14 protein-coding genes and 1 CRISPR repeat array are annotated in these 16,716 nt (G+C 32.7%); of the genes, 13 read left to right on the top strand and 1 reads right to left on the bottom strand.

Translation table 11 applies throughout. The features are described from left to right. The 13 genes from ftsH to cas2 all read left to right on the top strand — a co-directional run bounded on the left by ftsH (nucleotide 1) and on the right by cas2 (nucleotide 13,843). On the top strand, nucleotides 1-1,926 hold the full coding sequence (gene ftsH, locus AAGV33_RS13935; protein ID WP_373392748.1) for an ATP-dependent zinc metalloprotease FtsH: 1,926 nt from the start codon (nucleotides 1-3) through the stop codon (nucleotides 1,924-1,926). A 110-nt stretch (nucleotides 1,927-2,036) separates the two neighbouring features. Further along, nucleotides 2,037-2,639: an LUD domain-containing protein gene (locus AAGV33_RS13930; protein WP_373392747.1), complete on the top strand. Its 603-nt coding sequence runs from the start codon at nucleotides 2,037-2,039 to the stop codon at nucleotides 2,637-2,639. 1 nt (nucleotide 2,640) lies between these two features. After that, on the top strand, nucleotides 2,641-3,531 hold the full coding sequence (locus tag AAGV33_RS13925; protein WP_373392746.1) for a phosphatidate cytidylyltransferase: 891 nt from the start codon (nucleotides 2,641-2,643) through the stop codon (nucleotides 3,529-3,531). Then, nucleotides 3,521-4,174 (top strand): phosphatidylserine decarboxylase family protein, encoded by a 654-nt coding sequence (locus tag AAGV33_RS13920; protein WP_373392745.1) that lies wholly within the window; start codon nucleotides 3,521-3,523, stop codon nucleotides 4,172-4,174. The genes AAGV33_RS13925 and AAGV33_RS13920 overlap by 11 nt, the downstream gene beginning before the upstream one ends. Further along, nucleotides 4,174-4,434, top strand: coding sequence for an acyl-CoA-binding protein (locus AAGV33_RS13915; protein ID WP_373392744.1), 261 nt, complete (start codon nucleotides 4,174-4,176; stop codon nucleotides 4,432-4,434). The genes AAGV33_RS13920 and AAGV33_RS13915 overlap by 1 nt, the downstream gene beginning before the upstream one ends. A gap of 16 nt (nucleotides 4,435-4,450) precedes the next feature. Next, entirely contained in the window at nucleotides 4,451-5,230 is a 780-nt protein-coding gene (locus AAGV33_RS13910; protein WP_373392743.1) for a superoxide dismutase, read from the top strand. Between the two features lie 174 nt (nucleotides 5,231-5,404). Further along, on the top strand, nucleotides 5,405-7,039 hold the full coding sequence (locus AAGV33_RS13905) for an OstA-like protein (protein ID WP_373392741.1): 1,635 nt from the start codon (nucleotides 5,405-5,407) through the stop codon (nucleotides 7,037-7,039). A gap of 126 nt (nucleotides 7,040-7,165) precedes the next feature. Beyond that, a complete protein-coding gene (locus tag AAGV33_RS13900) occupies nucleotides 7,166-8,347 on the top strand; it encodes an aspartate aminotransferase family protein (RefSeq protein ID WP_373392739.1) in 1,182 nt (393 codons plus the stop codon). A 322-nt stretch (nucleotides 8,348-8,669) separates the two neighbouring features. Next, complete coding sequence (locus tag AAGV33_RS13895) at nucleotides 8,670-10,067, top strand: tetratricopeptide repeat protein (RefSeq protein ID WP_373392737.1); 1,398 nt, start codon at nucleotides 8,670-8,672, stop codon at nucleotides 10,065-10,067. Beyond that, the gene (locus AAGV33_RS13890; RefSeq protein ID WP_373392735.1) at nucleotides 10,067-10,816 is read left to right on the top strand and encodes a shikimate dehydrogenase family protein; all 750 of its coding nucleotides are present in this window, start codon (nucleotides 10,067-10,069) and stop codon (nucleotides 10,814-10,816) included. The genes AAGV33_RS13895 and AAGV33_RS13890 overlap by 1 nt, the downstream gene beginning before the upstream one ends. 96 nt (nucleotides 10,817-10,912) lie before the next feature. Then, nucleotides 10,913-12,373 carry a sialate O-acetylesterase gene (locus AAGV33_RS13885; protein WP_373392733.1) on the top strand — a complete coding sequence of 487 codons (1,461 nt, stop codon included), beginning with the start codon at nucleotides 10,913-10,915 and terminating at the stop codon, nucleotides 12,371-12,373. Nucleotides 12,374-12,623: 250 nt separating this feature from the next. Further along, nucleotides 12,624-13,538 (top strand): type II CRISPR-associated endonuclease Cas1, encoded by a 915-nt coding sequence (cas1, locus tag AAGV33_RS13880; protein WP_373392732.1) that lies wholly within the window; start codon nucleotides 12,624-12,626, stop codon nucleotides 13,536-13,538. Continuing rightward, nucleotides 13,514-13,843: a CRISPR-associated endonuclease Cas2 gene (cas2, locus tag AAGV33_RS13875; protein ID WP_373392731.1), complete on the top strand. Its 330-nt coding sequence runs from the start codon at nucleotides 13,514-13,516 to the stop codon at nucleotides 13,841-13,843. Before cas1 ends, cas2 begins: the two co-directional genes overlap by 25 nt. Here cas2 and AAGV33_RS13870 read toward each other — a convergent pair. After that, entirely contained in the window at nucleotides 13,840-14,400 is a 561-nt protein-coding gene (locus AAGV33_RS13870; protein WP_373392729.1) for a transposase, read from the bottom strand. The genes cas2 and AAGV33_RS13870 overlap by 4 nt on opposite strands. Nucleotides 14,401-14,562: 162 nt before the next feature. Beyond that, nucleotides 14,563-16,706: a CRISPR direct-repeat array (repeat unit 36 nt; unit sequence AATATCGTGTTTTCTAATCTTTAATCAAACCACAAC). Nucleotides 16,707-16,716 lie beyond the last annotated feature (10 nt).

Here is a 16,716-nt window from a genome sequence, read left to right as displayed (position 1 = left end):
ATGGCAAAAGATAACAATCCGAATCCTAATAAATTTAGAGTAAGTCCATGGTTAGTATACACAGCCATATTACTTATTTTCTTATTTATAAGCTTTGTAACTGGAAGTTCTAGCTTACAAGAGCCTGCTCAATTAAAGTCGTCTAACATTGACAGCATGTTGACTAAAGGCGAAATTAAAAATGTTATTATTTTTAATAATAAAGATGCTGAAATCTACCTTTCTGATGCAGGATTAAAAGATCCTGCCAATAAAAAAGTAGCAAAAGACATGTTTGACAGACCGAATAAAGGTCCACACTACACTACAAAATTTGGTGATTTAAAGTCTTTTCAAGAAAAATTAGACATTGCTAAAGCAGAAAAAAAATTAGTTGATTATGATTTTAAAGAAGCAAGCAACTGGTCTGATATCATTATAAGCTTACTTCCTGTAATCATCATCATTGGAGTATGGATTTTTATCATGCGAAAAATGTCTGGTGGTGGCGCTGGTGGTGGAGGACAAATCTTCAACATCGGAAAATCTAAAGCAAAACTTTTTGATGAAAAAAATGATGTAAAAACTACTTTTAAAGATGTTGCTGGATTAGAAGGTGCTAAAGAAGAAATACAAGAAATTGTAGAATTCTTGAAAAACCCTGAAAAATACACCAATTTAGGTGGTAAAATCCCAAAAGGAGCCTTACTTGTAGGACCTCCGGGAACAGGAAAAACCTTATTAGCTAAGGCAGTAGCCGGAGAAGCTCAAGTTCCTTTTTTCTCTTTATCAGGTTCTGATTTTGTGGAAATGTTTGTAGGTGTTGGTGCTTCAAGAGTACGTGACTTGTTCAAACAAGCCAAAGAAAAATCGCCAGCCATTATTTTTATTGACGAAATTGATGCTGTAGGTAGAGCCAGAGGTAAAAACAACATGTCAGGCGGAAACGACGAACGTGAAAATACTTTGAACCAATTGCTGACAGAAATGGATGGTTTTGGAACAAATACGAATGTAATTGTACTTGCTGCAACAAATAGAGCCGATGTTCTTGACAAAGCTTTAATGCGTGCAGGACGTTTTGACAGACAAATTTTTGTTGACTTGCCAGACGTTCGTGAACGTGCTGAAATTTTCAAAGTACACCTTGCTCCTTTGAAAAAAGTAGAAGGTTTAGATTTAGACTTTTTAGCAAAACAAACTCCAGGTTTCTCTGGTGCTGATATTGCCAATGTATGTAACGAAGCGGCGCTAATTGCTGCTCGATATAACAAAACTGCTGTTGACAAACAAGATTTCCTTGATGCTGTTGATAGAATTGTGGGTGGTTTGGAAAAGAAAAACAAAATCATTACTCCAGAGGAGAAAAAAGCAATTGCAATTCACGAAGCAGGTCATGCTACAGTAAGCTGGATGTTGGAACATGCTGCACCACTAATCAAAGTAACTATTGTTCCTCGTGGGCAAAGTTTAGGAGCGGCTTGGTATTTACCAGAAGAACGTCAAATTGTACGTCCTGACCAAATGCTAGACGAAATGTGTGCAACTATGGGAGGAAGAGCTGCTGAAAAAGTAACTTTTAACCGTATTTCAACTGGTGCTTTAAGTGATTTAGAAAAAGTGACTAAACAAGCCCGCGCTATGGTTACTATCTATGGTTTGAATGATAAAATAGGAAATGTTACTTATTATGATTCATCAGGACAAAGCGAATATAGTTTTTCTAAACCTTATTCTGATGAAACTGCCAAAGTGATAGACACTGAAATATCGGCACTTATAGAAAGTCAGTACGAGAGAGCCATTCAAATCTTAGAAGAGAACAAAGACAAATTAAATCAACTTGCTGATATTCTTATCGAAAAAGAAGTGATTTTTAAAGACGACTTAGAAGCTATTTTTGGAAAAAGAAGCTTTGACAAAAACTTAGAAGAAACAGTCTCTTAATAAGGCATTTAATATAAATTATTTAAAATCTTAATTCAAAACGCCGTTTTGAATTAAGATTTTTTTATCTTTGGACGGTTACATATAATATATCAAGTACCCTACAAAATATGAGTCTTTTTAGAAAACTTTTTGGATCTAGTATTTCGGCATCAGATGAGGAAAAAGAAAGTCAAAACAACAATTTCTTTCCTGAAAACAACATCTCTGTAGACGAACGATTTATCTTCAATTTTAAAAAAAATGGAGGTAAATTTTTATACTGCGAAAATGCTCAAGAAGTAAAAGATCATTTCGAAAATATCTTAGAAGAAAACGACTGGTTTGAAAGCGAAGTGCTTTGCTACGATTCTAATCTTTTTGGACTTTTAGACGAAAACAAACTCATTTATAAAAATCTTACTAATCCTAAATTTCTATTATCAAGTTGTGAAAATTTGATTGCCGAAGAAGGTTCTATCCTATTTTCGTCTAAACAAATCAAACAACTTAAGCCTAACGAATTACCAACTAACATAGTAGTTCTGGCAACAACAAGCCAAATTCTTGCTATGAAAAGCGACGGTTTAAGTGCTATAAAAAAGAAATACGAAAGAGATTATCCTACCAACATTACAGCTATAAAATATTTTGAAAAAGCAAAAGAAGAAGACTTTACCCAATACGGGAGTTCTGCTAAAAATCTTTATTTATTGCTTTTAGAAGATCTTTAAAATGAATGAAACTTTAAAAAGATCAATATCAGGTGCTATTTATATCCTATTATTGATAGCTTCTATATTATTTTCAACCGAAAGTTTTTTTATACTCTTTGGCTTATTTCTGGTTATTGCCATTTATGAATTTTGTAGTTTAACTCAAGTAAACAAAATACTACCGTTAATTGCAGGAACAATTCTTTATACTGGAATAACATTAATTAGCCATTACAACAAAATAACCACAGCTACAATCAATCAATATTTTGGAACTGCTATTGAAATCAACGTCAATATTCAACAACTGAATATTATATTACTAGCCATAACCTTAGTTGTTTCTATAAAATGTATTCTTTTTCTTTTTTATGATAACATTCAAAAAATAAGTACTTCGTCCAAATACTTATACTTATTTGGATACATTATACTTCCTTTTGTATTTATCACTAAAATTTCATTTGGTATAAAAGACTATAATCCTAAAATTATAATTGGATTATTTCTTCTTATTTGGACCAATGATACCTTTGCTTATATCGTTGGAAAATCCATTGGAAAACACAAACTTTTTGAACGAATTTCACCTAAAAAAACAATCGAAGGGTTTGTAGGAGGGCTTCTTTTTGCTATTTTAGCGGGTTATTTAATCTCTAAATATTACATTAGACCCAGACCTGAGTTTAGCGAAAAATCTATACTAATATGGACTTCAATTGCTGCAATTGTTGGAGTTTTTGGTACTATTGGCGATTTAATAGAATCTAAATTTAAACGAATTGCTGGAGTAAAAGACAGCGGAAATATCATGCCAGGACATGGAGGTGTGCTAGATAGACTAGATAGTGTTATATTTGTAGCACCATTTATATTTTTATTTTACCAAATTTTAAATTATGTTTCATAAAGAAGGAGCTCCATCAATCTCATTAGGTATAGTTTTTACAGTAGCTGTACTATTACTTGCCGACAAATTTATCGATATCTATTGGCTAAGAATGTTAGTTCAAATCTTTGCAGTTTTGTTTTTAATCATCATTCTACAATTTTTTAGAAATCCTAAAAGAGCAGTACTTACTAACGATGATTTAATTCTAGCTCCTGTTGATGGGAAAGTAGTGGTTATCGAAGAAGTGTACGAAGGAGAATATTTTAAAGACAAACGTTTACAGGTTTCTATCTTTATGTCGCCAATTAACGTACACGTTACGCGATATGCTATGAATGGAATTGTAAAATTCAGCAAATACCATCCAGGTAAATTTCTTGTGGCCTGGCATCCAAAAGCCAGCGAGGAAAACGAAAGAACAACCGTTGTGGTAGAAAATGATACTTTTGGTGCTGTTTTATACCGTCAAATTGCCGGAGCATTGGCACGCCGAATTGTAAATTACGCACAAGAAGGAATGCAAGTTGTTCAGGGAACTGATGCAGGTTTTATTAAATTTGGTTCTAGAGTAGATTTATTTTTACCTTTAGGCACTCCAATAAATGTAGTTTTGAACCAAAAAGCAATTGGAGGAAAAACAATTATTGCAACAAAAAAATAATGACTAAAAAAGATTTAGATACTAGGTTTAATGAAGCTGTTGAAAAAGCTGCAAAAATGACTCAAGCATCTTTACCTCAAGATGTTCAATTAAGATTGTATGCTTTTTACAAACAGGCAACCATGGGCACAGTAGAAATTAGACAAACTACTAATTTCCATTTGAGAGATGCTTTTAAAACAAATGCTTGGATGCAAATTAGTCATATTTCATCTGATGAAGCTAAAGAAAACTATATTGAAATTATCAATTCGCTTTAAAAATAGTACAATTACAATGAAAAAGTTTTTTTTTACAATTGCAAACTTGCTTATTTTTAGTTTTTTAATTTCATGCAACAATAAAAAACTAACCGAAGTTGTAGAAGTTCCACTTCCTACTGCACAAGAAAAAGTAACTATTGGATTTCCAGACGATGTAAAAGCGGATCCTGGTTCATTTTTAATAGAAAAATTACCTTATCCTTATGATGCTTTAGCGCCTTCTATTTCACCTCTTACTTTAGAAGTACATTATTCTAAACATTATTTAACCTATACTAATAACCTCAATAGAGCAATTGCGGGAACGGAATATGAGAATATGTCTATCGAAAACATATTAGCAAAACTCAACATCAACGATACCGAATTAAGAAACAATGCTGGCGGGTATTACAACCATTCATTGTATTGGAAATCCATGGCTCCTAATGCTGGCGGAACTCCAACAGACACTATAGCATCTGTTATCAATAGAGATTTTGGTTCGTTTACTGATTTCAAAAATGCTTTTAAACAAGAGGCTACAAAACAATTTGGCTCTGCCTGGGTTTGGTTAATTGTAGACAAAGCAGGAAAACTTAAAATTACCAGTTCTCAAGATCAAGATAATCCTTTAATGAAAAACGCTGCTGTTCCAGGAACTCCTATTTTAGCTTTGGATCTTTGGGAACATGCTTATTATCTAGGATACCAATACCGCAGAGCTTCTTATATCGAATCATTTTTCAATGTAATCAACTGGGAAAAGATCAACGAAAATTATCAAAATACGTTTATAAAGAAGAGATATTAAATTCTTTATAATCCAAATTATAAAAGCTGACGCATTACTTTAAGTATGTTTCAGCTTTTTTTCATTAAATCAAAAACAACTTATTACAAAAAGCCCCATTTCTAAATCATAAATAAATAGTAATATTTATTAGTATTGTTTCCTTTTTCATAAATTTGACGAAAATATATACCCTTGAATAAATCGCTATTTTTCATCTGTTTTAGTTTGTTTTTAATTACTTCGATAAAAGTAAACGCTCAAAAAACACCTAAAAAAATAATTGTAGAACATTCTGATTTCGCTGATGTGAATCAAACCGAAATGCCTGATGCTTTTTTACTAACTGGAAACGTAGTAGTAAACCATGATGGCGTAGTACTGACTTGTAACAAAGCCTATTTTTTTCAAAAAGAAAATTACATTAAAGCTTTTGGAAATGTACAATTAGTTCAAGGCGACACGCTTTATTTGAACAGTAAATACGCAGAATACAACGGAAATGTAAAAAAAGCATTTGCTACTGGAGATGCCGTGATGACTTCTCCCGATGCCACCCTTTCAACAGATACCATCAATTTTGACCGAAACGTTCAAGAAGTTTTTTACAATACTAAAGGAACTATTATTAACAAAGAAAACACCTTAGTGAGTAAATCTGGCAGGTATTTTGTTGCCGAAAAAAAATTCAAGTTTTTAACCGAAGTTGTTGTAACAAACCCAAAATATGTAATAAAATCCAATCATTTGGATTATTATAGTAATTCTGGGCATTCCTATCTTTTTGGTCCTTCAACTATAACAAGTGCAACCAACTTTATTTATACCGAAAAAGGATTTTATGATTCCAAGAAAAATCTCGCTCATTTTCTTCGGAAATCGTACATCAAGTATGACAACCGACTGATAGAAGGAGACAGTTTGTATTATGACAGGAATAAAGAATTTGCTTCGGCAACACGAAATGTAAAAATTACAGACTCCATCAATAAAGGAATAATAAAGGGACATTATGCCGAGGTTTTTCAGCAAAAAGATTCGATGTTTGTAACCAAAAGAGCTGTAGCCATCAATTTAGTCGAAAAGGATTCGATGTATATTCATGGAAAAAAGTTGATGGTAACAGGAAAAGAAGACAATCGAATTGTTCGCGCCTTTAATAATGTACGCTTTTTCAAAATCGATATGAGTGGAAAATGCGATTCGATTCATTCTAGTGCTAAAAACTCACTTACAAAACTCATCGGTAATCCAATTTTATGGAATGGCGAAAGCCAGATTACAGGAGACATTATGCATCTTATAGGTGATAATAAAACTAAAAAGCTGGATTCCCTAAAAGTCCTCGGTAATACTTTTATTATTTCAAAAGACACCCTCGGAACAGGTTTTAATCAAGTAAAAGGACAAAATTTATTTGGAAAATTTCTAGAAGGAAAATTACACAATGTAGATATTATAAAAAATGCAGAAAGTATTTATTATTCACGCAATGAAGCTCAAGAACTAATTGGAATAAACAAAACAGTAAGTAGCAATATCAATATTATTTTTGATAATAATAAAATACAAGAAATCAACTTTATAAAAAATGTTGAAGGTATATTATACCCAGAAGACGAGCTCGACGAGCATGACAGGAAATTCAAAGGATTTAAATGGCGTGGCGACGAAAGAATAAAATCGAAAGACGACATCTTTACTGAGGAAGACAATGAGTACAATGATAAAATGATTGAAGAAGGCAAAAAAGAAGAAGCCGAAGAAAATGTCCCCATGAAAATTAGAAAAGAAACTTTAGATTACGACAAGAAGAAGAAAAAGAAGTAGCTGTTAGTCCATAGTACCTAGTCCTTAGTTTTCAAATTTGGGCATTAGTCTTTTCAGTTTTAAATTTAATAGTTTTTAAAGATTAGAATCTAAGGACTAGTGACTAAGGACTTAAGAAATAAAAAAATGAATTCAGATTTTATAAAATACCAAGCGCAAACTTCACCATATCCTTTAGGAATGGAAGTTTCGCACGCCATAGGTTCTTACATCTACGACACTAATAATAAAAAATATTTGGATTTTGTTGCAGGAGTTTCGGCCTGTACCTTAGGACATCAACCGCCAAGAGTCAATCAAGCAATAAAAGACCAATTGGATAAATATTCGCACGTGATGGTGTATGGCGAATATTCGCAAAGTCCTGCAGTAGAATATTGCAAACTAATGGCTTCGCTCCTCCCCGCTCCTTTAGACAAAACCTATTTAGTCAATTCTGGAACCGAAGCGATTGAAGGATCTTTAAAACTAGCCCGTAGAGTTACTGGTAGAAGCCAATTGATTTCTTGCCATAATGCCTACCACGGAAATACTATGGGATCTATGAGCGTCATGGGATTTGAAGAACGCAAACAAGCTTTTCGCCCATTAATACCAGATGTAGAATTCATCACTTTCAACAACGAGGTCGATTTAGAAAAAATAACGACTAAAACCGCTGGAATTTTACTCGAAACCATTCAAGGTGGTGCGGGATTTATAGAACCACAAAATGATTTCTTGAAAAAAGTACGTGCCCGATGTACTGAAGTGGGTGCCATGATGATTCTCGATGAAATTCAACCTGGTTTTGGACGAACGGGAACTTTATTTGGTTTCCAAAACTACGATGTAGTTCCAGATATTGTTGCCATGGGAAAAGGAATGGGTGGCGGAATGCCAGTGGGTGCTTTCACTGCTTCATCAGCGATGATGGATTTATTAACCGAAAATCCTAAATTAGGTCACATCACTACCTTTGGCGGACATCCTGTCATTGCGGCAGCTTGCCTAGCCACTTTGAAAGAAATAACCGAAACCAGCCTAATGAGCGAAGCTTTAGAAAAAGAAAAGCTTTTCAGGTCACTTTTGGTACATCCTTTGATACAAGAAGTTAGAGGAAAAGGATTGATGCTTGCTGCTATGACAGCAAATGCTTCGATCACAAATGAAGTTATTTTAAAATGTCAAGACAAAGGACTCATATTATTCTGGCTACTCTTTGAAGGATGTGCCATCAGGATTACTCCTCCTTTAACCATTTCTAACGAAGAAATACGTGAAGGATGCAATATAATACTCGAAGTAATGAACGAAATATCGATTTAAGAGCCTGTTTAAATTTATTTAAAAAAAGAAATTTTCTTTTTCCCCGTCCCTAAAGGGTGGAAAATTTCTTGAAAATTCATCAAAATTACACCCTTTAGGGTCAGGGGAAATTAATTTTAATGAATTTTAAGCAGGCTCTAAGATTTTCGAATACCAATTTTTGATTTCAGATTGATTATTGAAATTGAAATTGCCATTGATTATTGATATTGCCATTTAAAATCTTGTTAATTAAATTGTTCACAATAATTCATTTTTTTCTTCAAAAATAACACTAAGGATGCCTAACTTTAAGCTAGGCCAAATTCTAAAAACAGAAAGTATGCAACTAAGCAACGAAGAAGAAGATTATAACTTATCTCTATCCAAATTTGAGTCGATGTTGAAAACCAACAAAGTCCTCTTTTTTGACTCTGAAGAATTTGAAGAAATCATACTTCATTATCTTGATACAGGTAAGGCCGCTTTAGCTAAAAAAGCGCTTAAACTAGCATTAGAACAACACCCCAAGTCTACGGGCTTAAAGCTGGTACAAGTTGAAATGCTGGTTTATGATGACAAATTGGATATAGCTGAGAAATTACTCAACGAGCTGTATGCCATAGAACCCAATAATGAAGAAATTTATATTCAAAAGGCAAACATTTACTCGAAAAGAGACCAACATGAAAAAGCCGTTGAATTACTAAAAATTGCTTTACAATATACCGATGATTATGCCGATGTGTATAATTTAATAGGCATGGAATATCTTTTTATGGACAATCTGGAATTGGCCAAAGAGAGTTTTATTAAATGCCTGGAAGAAGATATCGAAGATCAATCTGCCTTGTACAATGTAGTGTATTGCTTTGAGTTTTTAGATCAAAACGAAGATGCTATCACTTATTTAGACAACTATATTGAGAAAAATCCATATAGCGAAATTGCCTGGCATCAAAAAGGAAGATTGCATTACGGACTAAAAGATTATGAAAAAGCCATTCGTGCTTTTGACTATGCGACACTTATTGACGATGAGTTTTTAGGTGCTTTTATGGAAAAAGCCAAAGCTCTGGAACGTTTAGGTAAATTTGATGAAGCTATTGAAAGCTACAGTAGAACCATCGAATTAGACGATGCCACTTCGTATGCTTTGCTTCGAATAGGTAAATGTCATGAGAAATTAGGTAATAAAATTTTAGCGCTTAAATTTTATAACGAAACCGTACACGAAGATCCGCTTTTAGACAAAGGATGGATTGCTATTACTGATTTCTATTTACGCGAAAAAAACTTTCAAAAAGCATTATTTTATGTAAACAAAGCTTTAGCCATTGACAATCAAAATCGTTTGTATTGGAAAAGATACGCTTCTATAAACAAACAAATGAACTTTTTTGAAGAAGCTGAATTTGGTTATAGAAAAGCAGTAGAATTTGGAGATACCGAGCTAGACACCTGGTTATTTTGGGTAGATATTTTACAGTTTCTTGGCGAATTTGAAAGCGCTATTCACACCTTATTACAAGCAGCGGATTATTTCCCGGAAGAAAACGAAATAGAATACCGTTTAGCAGGTCTTTATTTTATGATTCAAGACAACAGAAAAGCCAAATTTCATTTAAGCAACGGACTTCGATTGAATTTTGACAACTATATCCTGATCGAAGACTTATTTCCTGTAGTTTGGACAAAAAAAATGGTACAAAATTATATCGAAAAACATAAAAAACAATAATGACCAAAAATTCTAGAAAGCGCTTCGGGCTACTGGGGCGCAATATCAGTTATTCCTTTTCTAAAGGACATTTTACAACTAAATTCGAAAAAGAAAAATACCAAGGTTACACTTACGAAAATTTTGATATTCAGGAAATTAATGTATTTCCTGAAATTATTAAGAATACCGAGTATTTAAAAGGCTTAAATGTTACTATACCGTATAAAGAAGAAGTCATTCCTTTTTTAGACAAATTATCTAAAAAAGCAAAAAAAATTGGTGCTGTAAACACCATTAAAATCACTAAAAAAGGCAAACTAAAAGGCTACAACACTGATTATTTTGGATTTTTAAAATCCTTAAAACCTTTGTTGCAAGCCCATCATAAAAAAGCATTAATTCTGGGAACAGGAGGCGCTTCAAAAGGAGTTGCTTTTGCTTTAGAAGAATTAGGTATCGAATATACATTTGTTTCCAGAAAAGCATCTGAAACCGCTATTGATTATAGTCAAATCAACGCCGAAACATTTCAGGAATACCAAATCATCATCAATTCAACACCCATTGGAACAAGTCCAAATATAGAAGCTTGTCCAGATATTCCGTATGAATTGTTTACTGAACAACACATCGCTTACGATTTGATTTACAATCCAGCAGAAACGCAATTCTTGAAAAATGCTGCAGCACAAAGCGCACAAACAAAAAACGGTTTGGATATGCTTATTTTTCAAGCTGAAAAAGCTTGGGAAATTTGGAACAAATAACACAGTAACTTTAGTAAAATCCAAACTAAAAATACTGACAATCTTAGAAACGGGGTGCTTTTTTAGCCACCCCGTTTTATTTTTAAAAAATAATATATGTATTTCAAAAAACTAAAATTCATAACATTAAGCATCTTATTATTATGTACTTCCCCTCTTTTTAGCCAAATTACACTTCCTAAAATATTAGGACACAATATGGTTTTACAACAACAACAAAAAGTGCCTATATGGGGAACTGCAGCTGCTGGCGAAAAAATAACAGTCAGTTTTGCAAACCAAACCAAAAATACAGTTACCGATCAATCAGGAAATTGGTCGGTGAAACTCAACGCTATGAAAGCCTCTTTCACACCAAAAGACATGACTATTAAAGGTAAAACCACAATTGTATTGAAAAATATTCTGGTTGGTGAAGTCTGGCTTTGTTCTGGGCAATCCAATATGGAGTATGCGATGCGTAAGTATAGTAAATTCCAGACAGCGATAAAAGGAAACAAACCGCCTGAAGATGATTTGAATACTGCTAAAAATACCAACATTCGCATTTTCCTTGATCGTCGAAAATACATGGATCCCAATCCAGAACATACGGGTTGGGAATCAGCAATGGGAAGACCACTTGTCGATTTTTCGGCTGTTGGTTATTATTTTGCAAAAGATTTATACGCCAAATTAAACGTACCTATAGGAATGATTTCGGCAGCTGTTCCCGGCAGTCGAATTGAGCCTTGGATTCAGAGTTCTAAATTAGAATTTGAACCTAAACTCAAAAACGGAAAAATTCTAGACAAACTAAACAATGATGGTGGTGATTCTGGAAAATTTTACGACACTATGATTCAACCGCTTATTCCCTTTGCTTTAAAAGGAATGCTGTGGTATCAAGGAGAATCCAATTGTTTTCTGAACGAAAATATTCGTTATACTTACAAATTCAAAACCTTAATCGAAAGTTGGCGTAACGATTGGCAAGACAAAAAACTCCCTTTTTATTTTGTCCAAATTGCACCTTACAATTATTCAGCTTCTAAAGACAGACCACTTACCACCGAAACTCTTCCTGAATTTTGGGAAGCACAGGCACTTGCATTACATTTGAAAAACACAGCAATGATTTCCATTACTGATTTGGTTGACAACACCGCCGATTTACATCCTGGATACAAATGGGAAGTAGGTCGCCGATTAAGTCTGGTTGCGGCAAATAAAGCTTACCATCAAAAAAATGTGATTTATTCTGGACCTGTATTCCAAAAAATGAAAATTGTAAACAATACTATTGAAGTTAGTTTTTCAAACATAGGAAGTGGTTTAATTAGCCGTGATGGAAAACCGTTAGACTGGTTTAATATTGCCGGAGCGGATGGTAAATTTCTACCCGCAAAAGCCGAAATAAAAGATAACAAGGTAATCGTTTCTTCACCCGAAGTTCAACATCCCTATTCAGTACGTTTCGGCTGGAATGAAGCCGCTCAATCTAATTTTATCAATAAAGAAGGACTTCCTGCCGTTCCTTTTAGAAGCGACAATCCCTGGGAAAAACTTTTTAAATAAAAGATTTTCTAATAACTAAAAAATCCCATTTTGGACATAACGTTCAAAATGGGATTTTTTTTATTGGAAAAGGCGATGTAGTTATGAATAACTACATCGCCTTAAATGCTTTCACAACGGAATAATCCTTATTGTGAATTGCTTCAAAATTTATAGTATCTTTAAAACTAATAAAAACTATCACTGTAGTTTACTAGTAATCAAACCTTTAATACAACTACAACAATCTAACAATTAAAACGAGCTTATTATGTTAAAAAAAACTATTTTAATTGAAAATAAATTTTCGATAACTACAAAAAATAACCAATTAGTTTTAAAATCAGAAATTAAGGAAAGTGCTATCCCAATTGAGGATATTGGCTTTCTTGTTCTCGATCATAATGAAATTTACCTCAGCATTCCTGCTATGAATTTACTTGTTGAAAACAACACTTCTATTATTATCTGCGGAAAGAATCACCTTCCTAATGGAATGTTTTTAAACCTCAACAGCCATCATATTCAACAGGAAATATTCAAAAATCAAATTGAAGCTTCTATACCTTTAAAAAAACAGTTATGGCAGCAAACTATAATTGAAAAAATCAAAAACCAGGGATTTCTACTCGAAAAAATAACGAATTCCAAAAACAGTTTTGCATTTCTGGCCAGTAAGGTATTAAGTGGAGATTCATCTAATATGGAAGGAGTTGCAGCACAACAATATTGGAAATATTTTCCTCAGCCTAATTTAGAATTCGATGGAATTAAACGAGAACGATATGGCGACTACCCTAATAATTTCCTGAATTACGGCTACGCCATTTTAAGAGCAGCTACTGCAAGAGCGCTTTCTGGAAGCGGATTATTAAATACATTAGGAATTCACCATAAAAGTAAATACAATGCTTTTGCACTTGCCGATGACATCATGGAACCGTTTCGTCCTATTGTAGATGAAAAAGTCTTTGAAATTATGCAGCGTTTTGATGAACAAGAACTAAACACAGTTATTAAGTCCGAATTATTACAAATTTTAACCCGAACGGTTTATTTTAAAGAGGAGAAAAGTCCTTTGATGATAGCCTTGCAAAAAACGGCAAGTTCTCTTCAACAATGTTTTACAGGAAATCGAAAAAAAATTAAATATCCAGTATTATGGAGCTTAACGGATATCGAATAATGTGGTTATTTGTTTTCTTTGATCTACCCACAGAAACAAAAAAAGACAAAAGAAATGCGTCTGGATTTAGAAACAATTTATTGAAAGATGGATTTTCGATGATGCAATATTCGGTTTATGTACGTCATTGCGCCAGTAGCGAAAGTGCCGATGTTCATGAAAAAAGAATTCATAGATTACTCCCGCCTTTAGGAAAAGTAAGTGTACTTCGAATAACCGATAAACAATTTGGTAATATCCTGAACTTCTGGGGAAAAGCCGCCATACCATCAGCACCTCAGCCTACACAATTAGAATTGTTTTAATTTTTTTCAAAAAAACAATCTTGATACCATTTTTGAGGGTTCAAGTCAATATAAGCATAAATGTTGTCATAAGCATTTGCATTTCTAATGATATGGTCATGGAAAGAACGCTGCCATGCAAAATTTTCGAATCCTTTTTTATGAATAAATTTTGAAGAGGTTGTTTTAAAAGCTCCAATTAAGCTCGATAAAGATTTAATTTTAACCGAATCATCTTTAATAATTTCTAAAATTAAATGGAGATGATTTGGCATAATAATGTAATTATGAATATCAACATATAAATATTGCTCTTGCAGCCAAATTATTTGTTCTTCAACAATTTTACCATACAAATTCAAATTCATTTTTACTCCTGAAATGATATTTTCTGGATTTTCATTGGGATGAATTTCATTGGAATGATGATTTTCATTGGAATCCTGTACGGACAGGTCGCGACCTGTCCCTACGTATCCAAAACAACATTCACGATTTTGAACACATATCGTGACAAAATAAATATTATTGCTTGAATAATCGAATCCTTTTATTCGATTATTTTTTCTACTTTTCATTACACAAATTTTTCTAACAGATTATAAAAATATAAAAAAATCTCTCAATTTGATACAACAAAAAAAATGCCCCAAATCAGCCTATCACGAACTGAAAAGAAGCATTTTTTTATACGATATTTCAATTTAATCCTTTGATTATTAGAAGGTAACAAGCCAACTAATATCGTGTTTTCTAATCTTTAATCAAACCACAACGACATCCAATCTTTGTGATGTTCAAATAAAAATATCGTGTTTTCTAATCTTTAATCAAACCACAACTACCGTATCGCTATCGACTGTAATAGTTTCAATATCGTGTTTTCTAATCTTTAATCAAACCACAACTTGTACCCAATTAAAAATCTATTACTATGAAATATCGTGTTTTCTAATCTTTAATCAAACCACAACTAAATGGATATAAAAAATAAGGTTTCTTGAATATCGTGTTTTCTAATCTTTAATCAAACCACAACGTGGCTTATTCTGTGGTACCTATGAATCGAAATATCGTGTTTTCTAATCTTTAATCAAACCACAACGTTTTTTCATTATATCCTTTCAATACACTAAATATCGTGTTTTCTAATCTTTAATCAAACCACAACGTTTACTTGTTATACTATCGATTACGTGCTAATATCGTGTTTTCTAATCTTTAATCAAACCACAACCGTAAACATTGAGAAAAATAATTATGTTAAAATATCGTGTTTTCTAATCTTTAATCAAACCACAACGAATCAAAAGCGTTCAATGAGCCAGCTGCTAATATCGTGTTTTCTAATCTTTAATCAAACCACAACAAGGCTCAATGGCTTGGTAATCCTGTTAAGAATATCGTGTTTTCTAATCTTTAATCAAACCACAACATTGCGATTAATACCAAAAGCAAATGATTGAATATCGTGTTTTCTAATCTTTAATCAAACCACAACTTCTTGAATATAATCTCTTGCACCTCCTTGAATATCGTGTTTTCTAATCTTTAATCAAACCACAACGTTGTTTTCGAATAAGATTTCTTCGATAATAATATCGTGTTTTCTAATCTTTAATCAAACCACAACTGCCCCTGGTTTCATATCTCTCTTGAAACGAATATCGTGTTTTCTAATCTTTAATCAAACCACAACTTGGTTTAAGTTTAAATACTTAATTTTTCCAATATCGTGTTTTCTAATCTTTAATCAAACCACAACTGATCTAATTTAGACAGTGAACTTGTAAGAAATATCGTGTTTTCTAATCTTTAATCAAACCACAACTTAGCCTGAACAATCATTTGTTTATGGCTGAATATCGTGTTTTCTAATCTTTAATCAAACCACAACTTAGGAGTACTAATTTTGTTTTGTTGCTACAATATCGTGTTTTCTAATCTTTAATCAAACCACAACCCAGTGTTCTTAGGAACCATGGGCGCAGACAATATCGTGTTTTCTAATCTTTAATCAAACCACAACTGTAATTACTTCAAATGTTTTTACTATTCCAATATCGTGTTTTCTAATCTTTAATCAAACCACAACTGTAATAGGATAATTTATCAAATTGAAACAAATATCGTGTTTTCTAATCTTTAATCAAACCACAACTTTTCTTTTCTTAACACAACATGGTTAACAAATATCGTGTTTTCTAATCTTTAATCAAACCACAACCCTAATTCCTCAGCTTCTTTCAATGACAAAAATATCGTGTTTTCTAATCTTTAATCAAACCACAACCCAGTACTTGTGACATACTGAAACAATCCTAATATCGTGTTTTCTAATCTTTAATCAAACCACAACGCAGTAGTATTACCTATTTCTCCTAAGCGAATATCGTGTTTTCTAATCTTTAATCAAACCACAACTAATTGATTTTCAGAAACAGAATAAACTGTAATATCGTGTTTTCTAATCTTTAATCAAACCACAACGTACTAGATAATGGAGAAGTAAATAAGCTAATATCGTGTTTTCTAATCTTTAATCAAACCACAACGCTTGGTTGAGAAACAATATCTATTTCAGAAATATCGTGTTTTCTAATCTTTAATCAAACCACAACAGCTCTTTTGAGTATGCCACTATCTCAAATAATATCGTGTTTTCTAATCTTTAATCAAACCACAACTGATAAAGTAATATCGAATTCATGACCCGAAATATCGTGTTTTCTAATCTTTAATCAAACCACAACCTCGTTCATTATATCGTCCGCATTCGTATCAATATCGTGTTTTCTAATCTTTAATCAAACCACAACATTCAATACAAGGTTGGAGAATTGAAAGAAATATCGTGTTTTCTAATCTTTAATCAAACCACAACATACTATATA

This window comes from Flavobacterium magnesitis (genome assembly GCF_041729735.1).
GTDB lineage: Bacteria > Bacteroidota > Bacteroidia > Flavobacteriales > Flavobacteriaceae > Flavobacterium > Flavobacterium magnesitis.
This window is presented reverse-complemented; position numbering and strand designations above follow the sequence as displayed.

Excerpts from the sequence above, each read along its gene's own strand:
- ftsH (WP_373392748.1), top strand. The coding sequence starts at position 1 with ATGGCAAAAGATAACAATCCGAATCCTAATAAATTTAGAGTAAGTCCA.
- AAGV33_RS13930 (WP_373392747.1), top strand. The coding sequence starts at position 2,037 with ATGAGTCTTTTTAGAAAACTTTTTGGATCTAGTATTTCGGCATCAGAT.
- AAGV33_RS13925 (WP_373392746.1), top strand. The coding sequence starts at position 2,641 with ATGAATGAAACTTTAAAAAGATCAATATCAGGTGCTATTTATATCCTA.
- AAGV33_RS13920 (WP_373392745.1), top strand. The coding sequence starts at position 3,521 with ATGTTTCATAAAGAAGGAGCTCCATCAATCTCATTAGGTATAGTTTTT.
- AAGV33_RS13915 (WP_373392744.1), top strand. The coding sequence starts at position 4,174 with ATGACTAAAAAAGATTTAGATACTAGGTTTAATGAAGCTGTTGAAAAA.
- AAGV33_RS13910 (WP_373392743.1), top strand. The coding sequence starts at position 4,451 with ATGAAAAAGTTTTTTTTTACAATTGCAAACTTGCTTATTTTTAGTTTT.
- AAGV33_RS13900 (WP_373392739.1), top strand. The coding sequence starts at position 7,166 with ATGAATTCAGATTTTATAAAATACCAAGCGCAAACTTCACCATATCCT.
- AAGV33_RS13895 (WP_373392737.1), top strand. The coding sequence starts at position 8,670 with ATGCAACTAAGCAACGAAGAAGAAGATTATAACTTATCTCTATCCAAA.
- AAGV33_RS13890 (WP_373392735.1), top strand. The coding sequence starts at position 10,067 with ATGACCAAAAATTCTAGAAAGCGCTTCGGGCTACTGGGGCGCAATATC.
- AAGV33_RS13885 (WP_373392733.1), top strand. The coding sequence starts at position 10,913 with ATGTATTTCAAAAAACTAAAATTCATAACATTAAGCATCTTATTATTA.
- cas1 (WP_373392732.1), top strand. The coding sequence starts at position 12,624 with ATGTTAAAAAAAACTATTTTAATTGAAAATAAATTTTCGATAACTACA.
- cas2 (WP_373392731.1), top strand. The coding sequence starts at position 13,514 with ATGGAGCTTAACGGATATCGAATAATGTGGTTATTTGTTTTCTTTGAT.
- AAGV33_RS13870 (WP_373392729.1), bottom strand. The coding sequence starts at position 14,400 with ATGAAAAGTAGAAAAAATAATCGAATAAAAGGATTCGATTATTCAAGC.